General features: G+C 70.4%; 16 protein-coding genes and 1 riboswitch. Of the genes, 10 read left to right on the plus strand and 6 right to left on the minus strand.

Annotation, left to right across the window (positions count from 1 at the left end; translation table 11 throughout):
- Positions 1-87 precede the first annotated feature (87 nt).
- Together DCW30_RS17585 and DCW30_RS17590 are read right to left on the minus strand one after the other, a co-directional pair.
- Entirely contained in the window at positions 88-438 is a 351-nt protein-coding gene (locus DCW30_RS17585; protein ID WP_076687730.1) for an SH3 domain-containing protein, read from the minus strand.
- A 165-nt stretch (positions 439-603) separates the two neighbouring features.
- Positions 604-1,899: a phosphatase PAP2 family protein gene (locus tag DCW30_RS17590; protein WP_076689718.1), complete on the minus strand. Its 1,296-nt coding sequence runs from the start codon at positions 1,897-1,899 to the stop codon at positions 604-606.
- 460 nt (positions 1,900-2,359) lie between these two features.
- Here DCW30_RS17590 and DCW30_RS17595 point away from each other — a divergent pair, with 460 nt between their 5' ends.
- From DCW30_RS17595 to DCW30_RS17605, 3 genes are all read left to right on the plus strand, one after another.
- Complete coding sequence (locus tag DCW30_RS17595) at positions 2,360-2,656, plus strand: zinc finger domain-containing protein (protein ID WP_062768552.1); 297 nt, start codon at positions 2,360-2,362, stop codon at positions 2,654-2,656.
- Positions 2,657-2,873: 217 nt separating this feature from the next.
- Entirely contained in the window at positions 2,874-3,689 is an 816-nt protein-coding gene (locus DCW30_RS17600) for an endonuclease/exonuclease/phosphatase family protein (RefSeq protein ID WP_079250439.1), read from the plus strand.
- An 82-nt stretch (positions 3,690-3,771) separates the two neighbouring features.
- The gene (locus tag DCW30_RS17605; protein WP_076687732.1) at positions 3,772-4,278 is read left to right on the plus strand and encodes a carboxymuconolactone decarboxylase family protein; all 507 of its coding nucleotides are present in this window, start codon (positions 3,772-3,774) and stop codon (positions 4,276-4,278) included.
- A 116-nt stretch (positions 4,279-4,394) separates the two neighbouring features.
- Here DCW30_RS17605 and DCW30_RS17610 read toward each other — a convergent pair whose 3' ends face one another.
- A complete protein-coding gene (locus DCW30_RS17610; protein WP_062768541.1) occupies positions 4,395-4,886 on the minus strand; it encodes an FBP domain-containing protein in 492 nt (163 codons plus the stop codon).
- Between the two features lie 70 nt (positions 4,887-4,956).
- Here DCW30_RS17610 and DCW30_RS17615 point away from each other — a divergent pair, with 70 nt between their 5' ends.
- Together DCW30_RS17615 and DCW30_RS17620 are read left to right on the plus strand one after the other, a co-directional pair.
- Entirely contained in the window at positions 4,957-5,526 is a 570-nt protein-coding gene (locus DCW30_RS17615; RefSeq protein ID WP_076687733.1) for a TetR/AcrR family transcriptional regulator, read from the plus strand.
- A gap of 107 nt (positions 5,527-5,633) precedes the next feature.
- On the plus strand, positions 5,634-6,827 hold the full coding sequence (locus DCW30_RS17620; RefSeq protein ID WP_076687734.1) for a GDSL-type esterase/lipase family protein: 1,194 nt from the start codon (positions 5,634-5,636) through the stop codon (positions 6,825-6,827).
- A gap of 99 nt (positions 6,828-6,926) precedes the next feature.
- Here the strand turns inward: DCW30_RS17620 and DCW30_RS17625 are convergent, their stop codons facing one another.
- From DCW30_RS17625 to DCW30_RS17635, 3 genes are all read right to left on the minus strand, one after another.
- Entirely contained in the window at positions 6,927-7,667 is a 741-nt protein-coding gene (locus DCW30_RS17625) for a LysM peptidoglycan-binding domain-containing protein (protein WP_076687735.1), read from the minus strand.
- A 4-nt stretch (positions 7,668-7,671) separates the two neighbouring features.
- A riboswitch (cyclic di-AMP (ydaO/yuaA leader) is annotated at positions 7,672-7,826 on the minus strand.
- 774 nt (positions 7,827-8,600) lie between these two features.
- A complete protein-coding gene (locus DCW30_RS17630; protein ID WP_076687736.1) occupies positions 8,601-8,984 on the minus strand; it encodes a hypothetical protein in 384 nt (127 codons plus the stop codon).
- A gap of 119 nt (positions 8,985-9,103) precedes the next feature.
- Positions 9,104-9,679 (minus strand): GNAT family N-acetyltransferase, encoded by a 576-nt coding sequence (locus DCW30_RS17635; RefSeq protein ID WP_076687737.1) that lies wholly within the window; start codon positions 9,677-9,679, stop codon positions 9,104-9,106.
- 221 nt (positions 9,680-9,900) lie between these two features.
- Here DCW30_RS17635 and DCW30_RS17640 point away from each other — a divergent pair, with 221 nt between their 5' ends.
- The 5 genes from DCW30_RS17640 (at position 9,901) to rph (ending at position 16,437) form a co-directional block, all read left to right on the plus strand.
- Positions 9,901-10,932 (plus strand): ABC transporter substrate-binding protein, encoded by a 1,032-nt coding sequence (locus tag DCW30_RS17640; protein WP_162933604.1) that lies wholly within the window; start codon positions 9,901-9,903, stop codon positions 10,930-10,932.
- A complete protein-coding gene (locus tag DCW30_RS17645; RefSeq protein WP_079250257.1) occupies positions 10,929-12,107 on the plus strand; it encodes a FecCD family ABC transporter permease in 1,179 nt (392 codons plus the stop codon). Before DCW30_RS17640 ends, DCW30_RS17645 begins: the two co-directional genes overlap by 4 nt.
- Positions 12,104-12,898 (plus strand): ABC transporter ATP-binding protein, encoded by a 795-nt coding sequence (locus DCW30_RS17650; RefSeq protein WP_079250258.1) that lies wholly within the window; start codon positions 12,104-12,106, stop codon positions 12,896-12,898. Before DCW30_RS17645 ends, DCW30_RS17650 begins: the two co-directional genes overlap by 4 nt.
- 51 nt (positions 12,899-12,949) lie before the next feature.
- Positions 12,950-13,570 carry a cysteine hydrolase family protein gene (locus tag DCW30_RS17655; protein ID WP_237283478.1) on the plus strand — a complete coding sequence of 207 codons (621 nt, stop codon included), beginning with the start codon at positions 12,950-12,952 and terminating at the stop codon, positions 13,568-13,570.
- A 245-nt stretch (positions 13,571-13,815) separates the two neighbouring features.
- Positions 13,816-16,437 carry a rifamycin-inactivating phosphotransferase gene (gene rph / locus DCW30_RS17660; RefSeq protein ID WP_205576635.1) on the plus strand — a complete coding sequence of 874 codons (2,622 nt, stop codon included), beginning with the start codon at positions 13,816-13,818 and terminating at the stop codon, positions 16,435-16,437.
- The last annotated feature ends 7 nt before the right edge of the window (positions 16,438-16,444 follow it).

Raw genomic sequence — 16,444 nt, forward strand, 5'->3', positions numbered from 1 at the left:
CCCCAGGGCCGTCGGCGGGCGGCGGCCGCCACTGGACGTGGGCGATCGGACGCAGACGACCCGACCTGGACGACCAGACCTAGACCACTAGACGTAGACGACGCAGACGTTGGGCACGTAGCCCACGGTGCCCCGGTAGTTGATCTTGCGCCAGCCGTTGTACTTGTCGATCCCGCACACGTTCTTGTACGTGCCGCCGATCTTGCCCGAGATGTCACACCCCTTGGCGCCCTTCGGCCAGGTGCCGAGGATGGTGGACGAGGTGGTGGCCGACTTGCGGATGTTGAGCGTGCTGAGCGACTTCAGGCTCTTGCACGCCGCCGTGGCGGCGGTGGCCACCGTGCCGCTCTGCGGGGTGGACGCGGCGGAGGCCGCCGGCGCCAAACCGGTCAGCGACAGAGCCGCGACGACCGCGGGAAGGATGAGACGCTTCTTCAAGGTTGCTCCTTGCTCCACTTCTGGTACACGTGTGCTCTTCTGGCGCACGTGTGCTCGCGCCCGGAGGCGCGAGCCGATCTTACGTGTACCTGCCACCCGCCCGGAACGCGCAACAGCGGCTCCCGCCCGCCCGGTTGGCCAGGGACGCGCCCGGCCGGACCGGGGTCACACCAGCGCCGGCTGCGGCCCCCCTGGCGGGGTCGGTGCGGCCTTCGGGTCCCACTGCCTGGTGGTCCGTACGTAGCCGTAGACGACGGAGGCCGTCGCCAGCAGGATCAGCGGTCCGAACGCCCACGGGTGCTCGGCCATCTCCATCGACAGGTAGCGGTACGACAGCAGGAGCGCCGTGAAGACCGCCGAGCCGTAGGCGACCAACAGGGTCGCCGAGCGGTCCCAGCCGCGGTCGAGCGCGCGCAGGCCCGCCTCGATCGTGAGGGCGAAGACCACACCGGCGAGGAGGTCCACGCCGTAGTGGTAGCCGAAGCCCAGGGTCGCGGCGAGTGTCGCCGTCAGCCAGAACGTCCCCGCGTACCGGAGGATGCGCGGGCCCTTGCGGGAGTGGATGAAGATCGCGGTGGCCCACGCCGTGTGGAGACTGGGCATGCAGTTGCGCGGCGTGATCCCGTCGTACGGCACCGGGGCGGGCGCGGTGACCAGCGGCAGCGTGTGCGGCCACAGGTCGGCCACCGCCCACTCCACGCCGCCGGTCCCGGAGGTGCCGGGCCCGTAGGCGAAGATCGGCCCGACCACGGGGAAGAGCATGTAGAACGCGGGGCCGAGCAGGCCGATCACCAGGAAGGTGCGCACCAGGTGATGGCTCGGGAAGCGGCGCTCGGCGGCCACGTTGCGCAGTTGGTAAAGCGCGACGACGATCGCGGCCACCGCGAGCTGTGCGTAGACCAGGTCGAGGACCGTGCTGACCGGGCCGCTCGCCTCCAGGAGCCGGCCCGCCGCCCACGACGGGTTGCCGAGCGCGTGGTCGGCCATCGCCACGTACGGGTCGAGCACGGTGGGGCGGGTCTTCGACGTGATCAGCAGCCAGACGTCCCCCGTCTTGCGGCCCGCCACGAGAAGCAGGCCGAGGCCGACGCCCTTCAGGAGCAGGACGCGTTCCGCCCCGGTGCGGCGCGTGACCGCGATCACCGCGACACCCAGGATCACCCACAGGGCGCCGTTGCCGAAGAACTGGCCCTCGGGTGTCTCGACGTCGAGCGCCCACCGCGCCAGCACGAAGACGACGTCGATGCCGATGGCCGCACCGGCCGCGATGAACCGCTGCCGCCAGGTGAGCACCACCATCATCAACGCCATGCCGCCGTACAGCGGGCCCGGCTTGGGAGGGAAGATCACCTCGCGCGCCTGGAGGGTGATCGGTCCCGGCTGGCCCGCGTGACGACGCGAGACGAACTCCAGGGCGACGAGGAACCCGAGGGCCACCACACTCGCCGTGGTCCAGAGGATCACCCGCGGACGGCGCCACTCGACGGACGCGACACTGCGGCTTATTCGCGAAAACACCCGCGATTCTGTGGATATCAATTGTTTGACCGATTTGTTGGTTATGGTTTGCGCAAAGGCTAGCCGTTGTGGCGGGTGGGTCGGCTTCCGGGTCGAGGGGAGGCGGTGAGGGCACTCGCCGCCAGCCCGATCATGCCATCGGAGCCGCGTCCGGCGGCCCCCGGGAGCCGCACTCGTGCCGGCCGCGTCCCGCGTCGGCGGCGGCCGACTCGCCCTACGCGCGGAAGCGCTCGCGCACGGCTCGCGCCATATTCGTCGTCGCTGAGCTGATCATGTCCGTGACCGTTGGGTACAAGACCCTGGGAGTACGAGGGCCGGCACGAGCCGGTGATCCGACGTGAACGACCGTGAGGGCGGCGTGGACACGCGTCCTCCGACATGCCTGAACAAGGAGAGGCCCCTCATGAGAATCACCTCCAGGCCGTCCGGTCTCCTCGACCGCGGGGGCCTCGGTCCCGCGGTCAAGCGCGACGGCGGGCCCGCCGTCCTCGGCTCCATACGGGCCGCGGACGCCGCCCACGACGCGGCCCACGCGATGCACGCCAGGTTCCGGCACGGCGTCTACTCCGTCGCCTGCACGACGTGCCACGCTCCCGCGGGGTCGCTGTGCTTCGCCCGGCGCACCGTGCACACCGCGCGCAGGGAGCTGTACCGGCAGGGCCGACGCGCCACCGGCCTGGTCCCCGCCCTCACCGCCTGAACTCCGACTCTGTCCCTTCCCCGCCCCTCTCCCTGTCCGTACGGACAGGGTCGCTCTGTCCGTGGATCAAGAAGCCTGTGTTGCTGACGATGCCCGTCGCATAATCTGGCGACACGGATGTGGATCGCGATGTGGATCGCGGCGTGGGTCCCGACGCGGATCCTGACGGAGGGGGGCGCTGGTGCTCGGCAGGGGCACAGGGTGGTTCGCGGTCGCCATGACCGCGGTCTGCGCCATGATCGTCGGTCCCAGTGCGCCGAGCGGTTCCCTCTTCATCAGGGATCTGCCCGTCGACGCCGCCGACGATGTCGTGCCGAACCGGGTCATGACGTGGAACATCTGCAACCCCTGCGACGACAGCGACGCGGACAGGGCGGCGGAGATCGCCACGTACGCGCCGCAGGTCATCGGCCTCCAGGAGGCGTGCGTACGCGACGTGCGGCGGATCCGCGACTACCTGGAGAGCTTCTACGGGCTGGTCTACCACGTCGAGTACGGGACCGTGCTGCGGAACTGGGGCCGCTGCGGGGGAGCGCCGTGGAACCCGGGAGCGTTCGGTCAGGCGATCCTCTCGGCGGCCCCGATGACCGACCGCGTCGCGGTGGAGTATCCCGACGGAGGGTCAGAGGACCGCGGGTACATGGCGGTCACCACGGAGGTGGGGGGCCAACAGGTCCGCGTCTTCAACACGCACCTGGCCCAGCGCCGCCAGGAGGCGGTCCGCGCGGCCCAGGCCGGCATACTCGCCGCACAGGTCGAGCGGCACAGCCGCGCGGTGGTCCTGGGTGACTTCAACGCCGTGCCGGACGCGCCCGAACTCACCCCGATGTGGAAGCTCGCCACGGACACGGACCCCGAGTGCCGCCCGCCCGCGGCCACTTGCGAGCCGACCACCGACTGGCAGAGCAAGTTCGACTACGTCTTCCTGCGGGGCATCACCCCGCTCGAACACCGCGTGCAGCCCTCCTCGTACTCGGACCACCACATGCTGCACACCGACGTCGACGTGACGCCGGGATCGGGCGAGAAATAATTCTCACCGACCTGTCACACCGTTCCGCCGAGATCCGTCATCGCAGTGACAGTAACGCTGAAGCGATGAGGGGTTGTTGAGCATGACTACTCGTACGATCACGGCAGAGATCCCGATGGTTCCGCGCATGACCGAGGACCCGGCGCAGCTCGTGCCGGAACTGGCGGACGTGTCGGCGGCGTTGTTCAAGGTGGTGGGCAACGGCTCGGTGCCGTGGCCCACGATCAGCCTGGTGCAGCTCCGCGCGGGCCAGATCGTCGGCAGCACCTACCTGACCGTCCTGCACACGGGATTCCTCCGCAAGGCCGGGGAGTCGGAGGAGCGGATCACCTCGGTGGCTTCCTGGCAGACCTCGCCCTACTTCACCGCTCCGGAGCGTGCCGCGCTGGCCCTGGTGGAGGCGGTGCTCCAGGCGCCGTCGGAGGGCGAGCGGGTCTCCGACGAGCTGTACGCCCAGGCGGCCGAGCACTACGACGCCAAGGCGCTCGCCACGCTGATGTTCGCGATCGGCCAGGTCAACTTCTTCATCGCCGTCGCGCTCATCGCCAAGCCCGTGCCCGGCCGGTCCTTCAAGGACCCGTGGAACTAGGCAGGCGGGACCAGGCGGGCCCCGGCAAGTTCTGACGGGGTTCTGACCCGGGGTGATGGAGGCCCTCGGCGCGCTCGGAGCGCGTGACGGGGGCCTCCGTCACAGGCGGCGCCGCCTCACGCGGTGACCGAGGCGATGAACGCCGACAGGTTCGCCACCGTCCGCGCGTTCTGCTCCTCCAAGGTGAGCGACTCGTGGAACCGCCCGCCGATCCCCGCGTCCTTCTTGCCCCGCACGTATAGCGAGCAGGCGAGGTCGCTGCAGATGTAGGCGCCCACGGAATTGCCCTGCTGCCCGGCCTTGCCCGCCTTCGCGGCGACCATCAGCGACACACCGCCGGTGTGACTGGTCATGCACAGAGAGCACATGCTGCGCCGCATCTGCGAGACCCCGGAGCTGGGACAGCGCATGGCGAGCGCCAGCGGGCGGCCGTCCAGCTCTGTGGCGAGGTAGGCGCGGCCGGGGGACTGGGGGTCCCGCCAGCCGAGAAAGTCCAGGTCGTCCCAGGGGCGCTCGGCCAGGTCGCGGGGGACGGACAGGCGCTTCGCCTCGCCCTTGGTGCAGTTCACGAAAGCGGCACGGATCTCTTGCTCGGTCAACGGTCTCATGAGCGGTAGGCTAAGTTTCCTAAAACCGTTAGGCAAACGATTAATGCTTGTCGTGGATGGGGCGAAGGTTATGGCTAGAGCAGGGCTTACCCCGGAACGCCTGACCCGGGCCGGGGCGGAACTGGCCGACGAGGTCGGTTTCGACCAGGTCACCGTCTCGGCGCTCGCCCGGCGGTTCGAGGTCAAGGTCGCGAGTCTGTACTCGCACCTGAAGAACTCCCAGGATCTCAGGACCAGGATCGCCCTGTTCGCCCTGGAGGAGCTGGCGGACCGGGTGGCGGACGCGGTGGCCGGACGCGCCGGCAAGGATGCGCTGGCCGCCTTCGCGAACGCCTACCGCGACTACGCGCGGGAGCATCCGGGCCGCTATGACGCGGCCCGCCTCCGACTCGACCCGGAGACGGCCGCCGCCAGCGCCGGGGTGCGGCACTCCCAGATGACGCGGGCGATCCTGCGCGGCTACGACCTGGCGGAGCCGGACCAGACGCACGCGGTCCGGATGCTGGGCGCCATGTTCCACGGCTACGTCAGCCTGGAGATGGCCGGGAGCTTCCGTCACACCGCCGTCGACTCGCAGGAATCGTGGAGGTGGGTCCTCGACTCCCTCGACGCGCTCCTGCGCCACCGGGCCGCGCCGTGACGGGCGGGCCATCCCGGTGCCAGGCCGAGGCGAGCTGGCGCGGCGCAGGCGGGCGAGGCGAGGTTCGGCGGTCAAATCGTTACAGATCAGGCGAAAAAAGCAAGGCGATGAGTACTGAGCACGGCTGGAACACCACACCTGTCACCACCCCCGTCACCCCGGACCTCCTACGAGGCTTCCTCGACGTGGAGCCGACCGCACACGGCCTGCTCCCGCACCGTCTGCCCGCCCGGGCGCGGCGCCAGATCCCCGACGACCAGCTCGCCGTGGCCGAGGCGCAGCCCTCCGGTGTACGTCTGGCGTTCCGCACCCGGGCCACGACCATCGAACTGGACACCTTGCCCACCAAGCGGACCTACAGCGGGTTCCCGCCCCCGGCGGACGGCGTCTACGACCTGCTGGTCGACGGCCGCCTCGCCGCGCAGGCCACGGTGACCGGCGGCAACCTCCGTACGATCACCGACATGGTCACCCAGTCCGCCGAGCTGCGTGAGGGGCCGCCCGGCACCGCCCGGTTCGCCGGACTGCCGACAGGCGACAAGAGCATCGAGATCTGGCTCCCGCACACGGAGATCACCGAGCTGATCGACCTGCGCACCGACGCCCCGGTCGAGCCCGCGCCGGACAGGGGCCGCAGGGTGTGGCTGCACCACGGCAGTTCCATCAGCCACGGCTCGAACGCCGCCCACCCCACCGCCATCTGGCCCGCCCTGGCGGCGGCCCGGGGCGACGTGGAGCTGATCAACCTCGGGTTCAGCGGCAGCGCGCTGCTCGACCCGTTCACCGCCCGCGCGATGCGGGACACCCCGGCGGACCTGATCAGCGTCAAGATCGGCATCAACGTCGTGAACGCCGACGTCATGCGGCTGCGCGCGTTCGGCCCCGCTGTCCACGGCTTCCTCGACACCATCCGCGAAGGACACCCGACGGCGCCCCTGCTCGTCGTGTCCCCCCTTCTCTGCCCGGTCCAGGAGGACACCCCCGGCCCCCTCATGCCCGACTTCGACGGCGGCGTCCTGCGGTTCAAGGCCACGGGTGACCCGAACGCACGGGCCGCCGGGCGCCTGACGCTCAACGTCATCCGCGACGAACTCGCCCGGATCGTCGCACAGCGGGCGGCCGACGACCCGCACCTGCACTACCTCGACGGCAGGGACCTCTACGGCGAGAGCGACTACGCCGAATTCCCGTTGCCCGACGAGGTCCACCCCGACCCCGCGGGGCACCGCCGCATCGGGGAGAACTTCGCACGGCTGGTGTTCGGTGAGGGCGGCTCCTTCGCCACCGCCAAGGAGGGATGACGCGCAATCAACAGCGGTTGCACGTACGGCTATCAAGGGCTGAGCCCCGGACGCGTGGCGTGCCGGGGCTCAGCGGGGGTGCGATACGGGGGGTGGGGATCAGTACGGGCCGTTCACGTTGTCGATGGAGCCGTACCGGTCGGCCGCGTAGTTGCAGGCGGCGGTGATGTTGGCGACCGGGTCGTAGCTGTCCAGCGACGTGCCGGGCACGTGGTAGGCGGTGAACGTGGGCGCGATGACCTGCAGCAGACCCTTGGAGGGGGTGCCGGCGGCGGCGTTGACGTCCCAGTTGTTGATGGCCAGCGGGTTGCCGGAGGACTCACGCATCACGTTGCGGTGGATGCCCTCGTAGGTGCCGGGAATGCCGTGCTGGGCCATGATGTCGAGCGACTCCCTGATCCAGCCGTCGAGATTGTCGGCGTACGCCTTCTTCGCCGGGGCGGCGGCGGGCTGGGCGGACGCGCTGTCGCGCTCGGAGCGGTCCGCGCGCTCGGCGGCCTGCCTGGGCTCGGCCGTGTCCGCCGTGCCGAGGGTGAGCTTCAGGCCTGGGCGGATCAGCCCGGGGTTGTCACCGAGGACGTCCCGGTTGTTCTCGTACAGGCTCTCCCAGCCGCCGCTCACGGAGTGCTCCTGCGCGATCTTGGCGAGCGAGTCACCCGCGGTGACGACATACGTCGTCGGGGCCGCGGCGGGCTTGGCGACCGTGCCGGCCGGCGCCGCGGCGGCGGCGGTCGCACCGAGCACCGGAAGCACGAGCACGGCCCCGCCCGTCCCTGCGAAGGCGATGCTCCGGTGGAGCGGGCTGAACTTGGCGCGGCGGTGCTTTCCCTTTGCGGGCATGACGAAATCCTCTCCGTCGCCTGCGAGGTGAGCTGTCGGGTTCGGACGGGAGATGTCCGGCCGCACTGGGCATGCGACTTCACCCCGAGCCGTTCCGGAATCCGGACCGGCGGCTTACCTGGGTCCCCCGCTCCTGCCGTGAGTGAGTGAGTGGATGGGAAGGTTTCCGGACAGCGGCAGGATTCGGCGTTCCGTCCGGATTGACGGTGACGTTAGGCGAGAAACGCCGGACGGAACAAGTCTCGAATTCACTCGGAGAAAGCCCGAGGTCCGTTTCTGATGATCAGAAACCAGGCCCCTTCTTGATCGATAAACCCAACTTTCTTTGCCTGTAACGGAAAGTGCGCTCCGGGGGGCGGGACGGCGCGTTTACCGGCGTGACCCATTTCACGGAACGGGGTGCCTGAGCGGGCGAGGCCCTGGGTGAGAGCGAAGGTGTCATAAAGGGGCAGCAGTTCTCATTCGGCGTGATGGATGCGAATGTGGTCATTGGACTTTGAAACGGGACGTATCGCACCAGGCGCTTATCCAAGCAAATAGGGCATAGCGACATAAATGTCGGCCGAGAGGTGCCTGGAGGTGCTCTCCGTGGGCACCGGGCACGCGGCTCGGGGCCGTCGGGGCTACCGCTGGAGTCGTGGGGTGGTGGCAGCGGGGGCGGCGTTCGTCGGCTGTCCCGACCTCCAGCCTTTGGCTCCGGCTTCCGGGGGCGGAATGCCGACCGAGCGAACTTCGCGGCGTGCGCGCCCAGTTGAGGCCGTCGTGCGTCACCGCGTAGGGCCGTCTTGAATTCCGACAGGGCGTCAATCGGTTCTCCGGTGCCGCTGACCGGCCTGGCCCCGCTTTCACGGGAGGGAATTCCTCGGTCATGAGCTGGTCGGTGGAAATGCAAAACGGCCCGTCGACTCGGTCGACGGGCCGTCACGTTTCATTTCACCAGCGGCAGGGGGTGCCGTCGTCCACGCGCCACGAAAGGTCCGTGACGGTCATCGGCATGGTGAAGTAGGTGCCCTGGCCCCTGCTGACGCATGCCGTGTACGAGGCGCCCTGCCCCTCGTCCTTGGCCAAGGAGTACGTCATCGTCATGTCGCGGGAGGTGTTGTTGTAAAAGATGTGTCCGCGAGCGCTTCCGGACCACTCGCCCTCGGTCGCCACCGACGGAGGCATGTCGGTGTCGCCATACCAGTACTCGGGCCAGACGCAGAACGTGCCTGTGGCGCAGTTGCCGGCAGACCACGCCGATGCGCTGGGCGCGGACGCCATGACACCGAGGAAGGCCGCGGGTATCGCGGCGAGGGTGATGGCTCTCAAACGCATGGAACACTCCATTCCTGAGACGGCGGACCGACGTTATCGGCGGAGATGTTGAAAGGTCAAGCGTCGGGTTCCGGATGAGACGAGGCCGCCGTGCGGAGTGAACTGCCGGTGAACAGCGGTCAGTTGTGCGCGCCTGCCGCGTGCCACTGCTCCCTGGTGATCTCGTACCGTACGCCTCCGAGCTCGGAGCCCTCGATCGCTGCCATGTCAGGGGGAGTGGGGATGGTGGCCGCGAGCCGCATGTCGAGCTTCTCCATGACGTTGCGCGAACCGCGGTTCACCGACATCGTCTCGGCCCAGACCACGCGCACGCCGAGCCGTGTGAACGCCTTGCCGAGCAAGGCCCGTGAGCCCTCGGTGGCATAACCCTTGCCCCAGACCGGCCGCCGCAGGCGGTAGCCCAGTTCGACCTCGTCCAGCGGGCCGTCCGGCTCGGGGCGCAGGAGGAACCAGCCGATGAACGCGCCGCCGTCCTTCTCGTGCGCGGCGAACAGCCCGAGGTCGCCGCTCCACTTCTCGTAGCCGGCGAGGATGGTCGGCAGTTGGCGCTCGCGGACGACCTCCGGCGCGGTCGGATCACCGCCGCTCAGGTAGCGCATCACCGCCGGATCGCTGTCCAGCTCGATCAGCAGCTCCGCGTCATCGGCCGTGAAGTGGCGCAGGGCCAGGCGCTCGGTCTCCAGGTAGGTGTCCACGAGCCGATCATGCCTGAAGCAGGTCGGGCGGACCGCATGGTCTTCCTCGGACGGGAGGCCGGACGGTTGGCCGCCCGGTTCGTGATCGGTGGGACCCGAACCCCGAACTGCTCGGAACTCGACGCGCATCCGGGGCGACTACTGCATTGCCGGGCACTTCCGCGTAGCCACCGCCGGCTCCACCCATCCGTCCCTCCCCACCCCGAAAGGTACGTGAAACGGTGCGTCCCCGACCCGCTGTCGCCGTGCTCGCCGCAGCCATCCTCGTCCTCCTCGGCGGGCTTTCCGGTTGCGCCTCCTCCTCATCGACGTCCTCCGCATCCGCCTCGGACCGGCCGGGGGAGGCGGGCGGCGGTTCCACGGGAGACGGCGCCTCGGCGACCTGTCCCGCCACGGCCGATCTCACCGAAGCCCCGAAGCGCGTGGTCACCCTGGACGCGGGAGCCGCGGCGTTCCTGATCGCGCTCGGCCTCGGGGACCGGATCGTGGGGACGGCCGCGCCCGAGTTCAAGGACGACTTCTCCGGCGCGATGCGGAAGAAGCTCGACGCCCTGCCCGTGCTGAGCGACAAGGTGGCCAACAAGGAGTCGGTGATCGCGGCCAGGCCCGATCTGGTGACCGGCATCTCCCGGTACGAGCTCGGCGCCTTCGACGGCACCCCGACGGAGAAGCAGCTCAAGGAGAACGGCATCGCGGCGATGGTCGCCTGTGACACGGCCGAGGGCCTGTCCACGAACATCGACGCCACCTACCGCTACATCACCCGCCTCGCCGAGGTCTTCCGCGTACAGGCCAAGGGCAAGGCGCTCATCGTCGACATGAAGCGGGAGGTCACGGCGCTGACGGCGTCGGCGCGGAAAGGGGCGGACGCCGTTCCGGTGCTGAGCCTGTCAGCGGCGCCGGCCGGCGGAACGGGCATCAACACCAGCGGAGGGTCCAGCCACGCGAACGGCGTCATCACACTGGCCGGCGGACGGAACGTCGCCGCCTCGACGCTCGGCGACTTCGCCACGCTGTCGGCCGAGGAGGCGACCAGGAGCAACCCGAAGGTCATCCTCGCCGTGACCGGGTTCTCCCGGCAGTCCGGCCGCCAACTCATCGACGCGATCAAGTCCAGCCCGCTGCTCGCGGACACGGACGCGGTCAAGGACGGCCGCGTGGTCGCCATTCCGCAGAGCATCCTTCTGTCGCCGAGCGTGCTCGGCGTCCGAGCGGTGCGCACCGTGGCCGAGGCCGTCGAGGACGCCTCATGACCGGGCAGGACCGACGGGCGGACCTACGCGGAGCAGGTGCGCGCGCGTCCGACGCGACGCCGCCGCTCCTGCTGGAGCACCCCGCCGAACTCCCCGACGCCGACCCGCCCGCACCACCCGCCGCCCGGCCGGAGACCCGGCGCCGCGCCTCGGGCCTGCTCGGAAACGTGCCGACCGCCGTGGTGGTCATCGCGCTGCTGGCCGTCATCGCGGTGACGGCGGTGCTCGCGGTCGGTGTCGGCGCCGTCGTCATCCCCCCGGACCAGGTCCTCTCGGCCGTCGGACGCGGAATCGACGGCGCGGCCACCACCGGGGACGACTTCATCATCTGGCAGCTGCGCGTGCCGCGCGTCCTCGAAGCCCTTCTGGTGGGCGCGGGCCTCGCGGTGGCGGGAGTGCTCGTACAGGTACTGGTGGGCAATCCGATCGCCGATCCGTTCACCCTGGGGCTGTCCTCGGGAGCGTCGCTCGGCGCCGTCACCGTCATCACCACGCTCGGCATCGGCGCCGCGGCGGGCCTGACGCTGCCCCTCGGCGCCTTCACCGGCGCCGCCGCGGCCGGCACGGTGGTGTTCCTGTGCGCGACCTCCCTGGCCGGCCTCTCCGCCTCCCGGCTCGTGATGGTGGGCATCGCGGTCGGCCATCTGCTCTCCGGCATCACCTCCTTCCTCATCCTGCGCACCGGCGACGGCGAGGCCACCCAGCAGGTCATGTACTGGCTGCTCGGCAGCCTGTCCGGCGCGAACTGGGAACTCCTGCGCATCGCCACCGTGCCCGTCGCCGCCACGCTCGCGACGCTGCCGTTCCTCGTACGCCGCCTCGACCTGCTCGCGCTCGGCGACACCACGGCGGCGGCGCTCGGCATCCACCCGGGCCGTACCCGCGTCGGGGTCTTCATGGTGGCCGCCGTGCTCACGGGCACCGTGGTCGCGATCTCCGGCACCATCGGCTTCGTCGGACTCGTCGTTCCCAACCTCGCCCGCATGCTGGTGGGCGGGCTGCACCGCAGAATCCTGCCCGTCGCGCTGCTCCTCGGCGCCCTGTTGATGCTGCTCGCCGACACCGGGGCCCGCATGCTGCTCTCTCCCACCGAGCTTCCGGTGGGCATCTTGACGGCCGTGATCGGCGTGCCGGCGTTCGTCCTCGTGGTGCGCCGTGCGGGGAGGGCCCGATGACCGGCATCAGCGCTGTGACCGCCATGACCATCCGCGGCCTCACCGTCCAGCTGGGCCGGGCCCCGGTGCTGCACGGGATCGACGCCGACATCCCCGCCGGAGGGCTCACCGCGCTCGTGGGCCCCAACGGCAGCGGAAAGTCCACACTGCTCGGCTCCTTCACCGGCGCCGCGGCCCGCCGCACCGGACAGGTGCTCATCGGCGACGACGACGTCCTGCGGATGCGGCCGCGTGAACGCGCCCGCCGTATCGGCGTGCTCCCCCAGGAGGCCGACCTCGCGCCGGAACTCACCGCTGCCGAACTGGTGGAACTGGGCCTCACCGCGACCAGGCGCCGGCGGTGGGCGCAGGACGCGGGCCGGGAGACCCGAGCCACCGTCGACCGCGCGCTGCACCGCGCCGGGGCCCTGCCGCTGGCCGAACGCATGGTGCACACCCTGTCGGGCGGCGAACGCCAACGGGTGCTGCTGGCCCGTGCGCTGGTCGCCGACCCCGAGATCCTCGTGCTGGACGAGCCGACGAACCACCTGGACCTCGCCCACCAATTCGACGTACTCGACCTCGCGACCAGCGGCGACCACACGGTCATCGCAGCGCTGCACTCCCTGGACCTCGCCCTGCAGTACGCCCGGCACGTCATCGTGCTCCGCGACGGCAGGGTGGCGGCCGCGGGGCGGCCCGACCAGGTGCTGTCCGAGCGCCTGGCGCGGGAGGTGTTCCGGGTCGACGGACGGGTCGTCGCGGGGCGGCCGGATGCCCGTGACCATTTCCTCGTCTCGCCGCTGCGCTGACAGGAGTCCGACCCGTTACGGCGCCGGGGCGGCGTCGTTGCTCCGGATGACATGAGCAGCGCCATTGACGACGTGAACAGCGCCCTACTCGTGATGGACGTCCAGCGGGCCATCGTGGACGTCGTCGACGACGGCTCCGGATACCTGCCGCGCCTGCGCGCGGCGATCGACGGGGCCCGGTCGGCCGGCATCCCCGTGATCTACGTGGTCATCGCGCTGCGGCCGGGCTTCCCCGAAGTCGGCACGCGCAACAAGCCGCTCGCCGCGATCGCACGGGCCGGTCTCTACGTGGAGGGCGTCCCGGGCACCGAGATCCACCCCGAGGTCGCGCCCCTGCCGGGCGAGGTGGTGGTCACCAAGCGGCGGGCGAGCGCGTTCTCCGGCAGTGATCTCGACGTGGTGCTGCGGGCCCGCGGTGTCGAAAGCCTCGTACTCACCGGAATCGCCACCAGCGCCGTGGTGCTCTCCACCCTGTGCGGGGCGAACGACCGGGACTTCGGGCTGACCGTCCTCTCCGACGCCTGCCTGGACCCTGATCCAGAGGTGCACCGGGTCCTCGTGCAGCGGCTGTTCCCGCAGTGGGCGGACGTCGTCACCGTGGACGACTGGGTCAGGACCCTGCCGCATGCCCGACGGCACCGGGCGGCCACCGCGCCGCCGTCGACGAGCTGACCGAGCGGGCGGCGGAAACAACAAAGGCAAGGAGATCGCTCGCTCTCCTTGCCGTACTCAACTTATAGCGCACCGGGGGGCTTGCGGCAAGGCCCCCGGCATGGCGCAGAATCCTCGGCCGAGGCCACTACCTGCGGAGATGAGGGCACGACGTGAGTGTTGCCGACCCGGCTGGAAGCGCCGGTCATGTGACCGGCCAGGGCAGTTCAAGCACGATGGAGCACGGACGCGTCGGGAGCGTGGCAGTGAGCGAGCAGTACGTGGTGGGTCTCGGGGAGACGGACGACACGCAGATCGCGGTGGTCGGCGGCAAGGGCGCGCACCTGGGCGAGCTGTCGCGCGTGGAAGGCGTCCGGGTGCCGGCCGGATTCTGTGTGACCACGGAGGCCTTCCGGCGGGTCATGGCGGACGCGCCGTCGGTCGACGAGCAACTGGAGCGGCTGTCGCGGCTGGACCCGGACGACCGGGACGCGATCCGCACCCTCAGCGCGGACATCCGCCGGACCGTCGAGGAGACCTCGGTGCCGGACGACCTCGCGGCGGCGATCACCGGTGCGCTCACACGGGCCGGTGACGAGGCCGCCTACGCCGTCCGTTCCAGCGCGACGGCGGAGGACCTGCCGACGGCCTCCTTCGCCGGCCAGCAGGACACGTACCTGAACGTCATCGGGCGGGCGGCGATCCTGCGGCACGTCAGCCGGTGCTGGGCGTCCCTCTTCACCGAGCGGGCGGTGACCTACCGTCAGCGCAACGGCATCGACCACCGCACGGTCGGCATGGCCGTGGTCGTGCAGCGGATGGTCGTCCCGCATGCCGCGGGCATCCTGTTCACGGCCGACCCCGTCACGGGTGACCGGAAGGCCGCCACCGTGGACGCCGGGTTCGGCCTCGGCGAGGCGCTGGTCTCCGGCCTGGTGAACCCGGACGTCTTCACGGTGCGGGGCGGCGAGATCGTCTCCCGGACGATCGCCGCCAAACAGCGTGCCTTGTACGCGCTGCCCGCGGGCGGCACGCGGGAGGTGACCCTCGACGCGGGGCGGCAGGAGCAGCCGGCGCTGACGGACGCACAGGTCGTGGAGCTGGTGCGGCTCGGGCGACGCATCGAGGCGCACTTCGGCAGCCCGCAGGACATCGAATGGTGCCTGGCCGAGGACGGCACCGGCTTCCAGATCGTGCAGAGCCGGCCCATCACGACGCTGTTCCCCGTCCCCGAGGCCGACGACGAGGAGAACCACGTCTACGTCTCCGTCGGCCACCAGCAGATGATGACCGACGCCATGAAGCCGCTGGGACTCTCCGTGTGGCAATCGACGGCCATGGTGCCGATGCACGCGGCGGGCGGCAGACTGTTCGTCGACATCACCCCGCGTCTCGCCGTCCCCGCCGACCGCGCCGCCCTCCTGGACGTCATGGAGAAGGGCGATCCGCTGATCAGGGACGCCCTGGAGACCGTCCTCGACCGCGGTGACTTCGTCCCGTCGCTCCCGGCCCCGGACCCGAGCGGGACACCGGCCGCCGACGCCCCCGCCGGCAGCGTCCCGCCCGCCCCCATCGCGAACGACCCCGCCATCGTCACCGGCCTGATCGAGCGCAGCCGGGCGTCCCTCGCCGCCCTGCGGCGCGACATCGGCACGAAGACCGGACCCGCGCTGTTCGACTACCTCCTGGAGGCCTTCGACGAGCACAAGCGGGTCCTCCGCGACCCGCTGAACATGCAGGCGATCATGGCGGGGATGGAGGCCACGTGGTGGCTCAACGACCACCTCCTCGAGTGGCTGGGGGAGAAGAACGCGGCCGACACCCTCACCCTGTCCGCCCCCGACAACATCACCTCGGAGATGGGCCTCGCCCTGCTCGACGTCGCCGACGCGATCCGCCCGCATCCGGAGGTCGTCGCCTTCCTGCAAGGCGTCCAGGACGAGGACTACCTCGACGAACTGACCAAGCTCCCCGGCGGGACCGTGGCGCGTGACGCCATCGAGGCCTACCTCGACCAGTACGGCATGCGCTGCGTCGGCGAGATCGACATCACCAGGCCGCGCTGGAGCGAGCGCCCCACCGCGCTCGTGCCCGTGATCCTCGACAACATCAGGAACTTCGGTCCCGGCGCCGCCGCGCGCCGCTTCGAGCAGGGGCGGCAGGAAGCCGCGAAGAAGGAACAGGAGGTGCTGTCGCGCCTGCGGGACCTGCCGGACGGCGAGCGCAAGGCCGACGAGACCCAGTGGATGATCGAGCGGGTCCGCACCTTCATCGGGTACCGCGAGTACCCGAAGTACAACATCGTCTGCCGCTCCTTCGTCTACAAGCAGGCCCTGCTGGCCGAGGCCGAGCGCCTCGTGCACGCCGGTGTGCTCGCCGAGAGGGAGGACATCTACTACCTCACCTTCCCCGAACTCCACGAGGTCGTCCGCTCGCGGCGGGCGGACGGACGGCTCATCCAGGAGCGCAAGGAGGCCTTTCGCACGTACGAGGCGCTGACCCCGCCCCGGGTGCTCACCTCCGACGGGGAGGCCCTCTCGGGGTCGTACCGGCGCGAGGGCGTGCCGGACGGCGCGCTGGTCGGGCTCGCGGTCTCCGCGGGAACCGTCGAGGGACGCGCCCGCGTCATCCACGACATGGCGGAGGCCGACCTGGAGCCGGGCGACATCCTGGTCACGGCCTTCACGGACCCCAGCTGGTCACCCCTGTTCGTGGCGGTCAAGGGCCTGGTGACGGAGGTGGGCGGCCTGATGACCCATGGCGCGGTGATCGCCAGGGAGTACGGTCTGCCGGCCGTGGTGGGCGTCGACCAGGCCACTCGCCGCATCCAGGACGGGCAGCGCATCCGGGTGCACGGATCGGACGGGTACGTCGAGATCCTGTCGTGACGCGGTT

The organism is Streptomyces alfalfae, assembly GCF_004127445.1.
In the GTDB taxonomy this organism is placed as follows: domain Bacteria; phylum Actinomycetota; class Actinomycetes; order Streptomycetales; family Streptomycetaceae; genus Streptomyces; species Streptomyces alfalfae.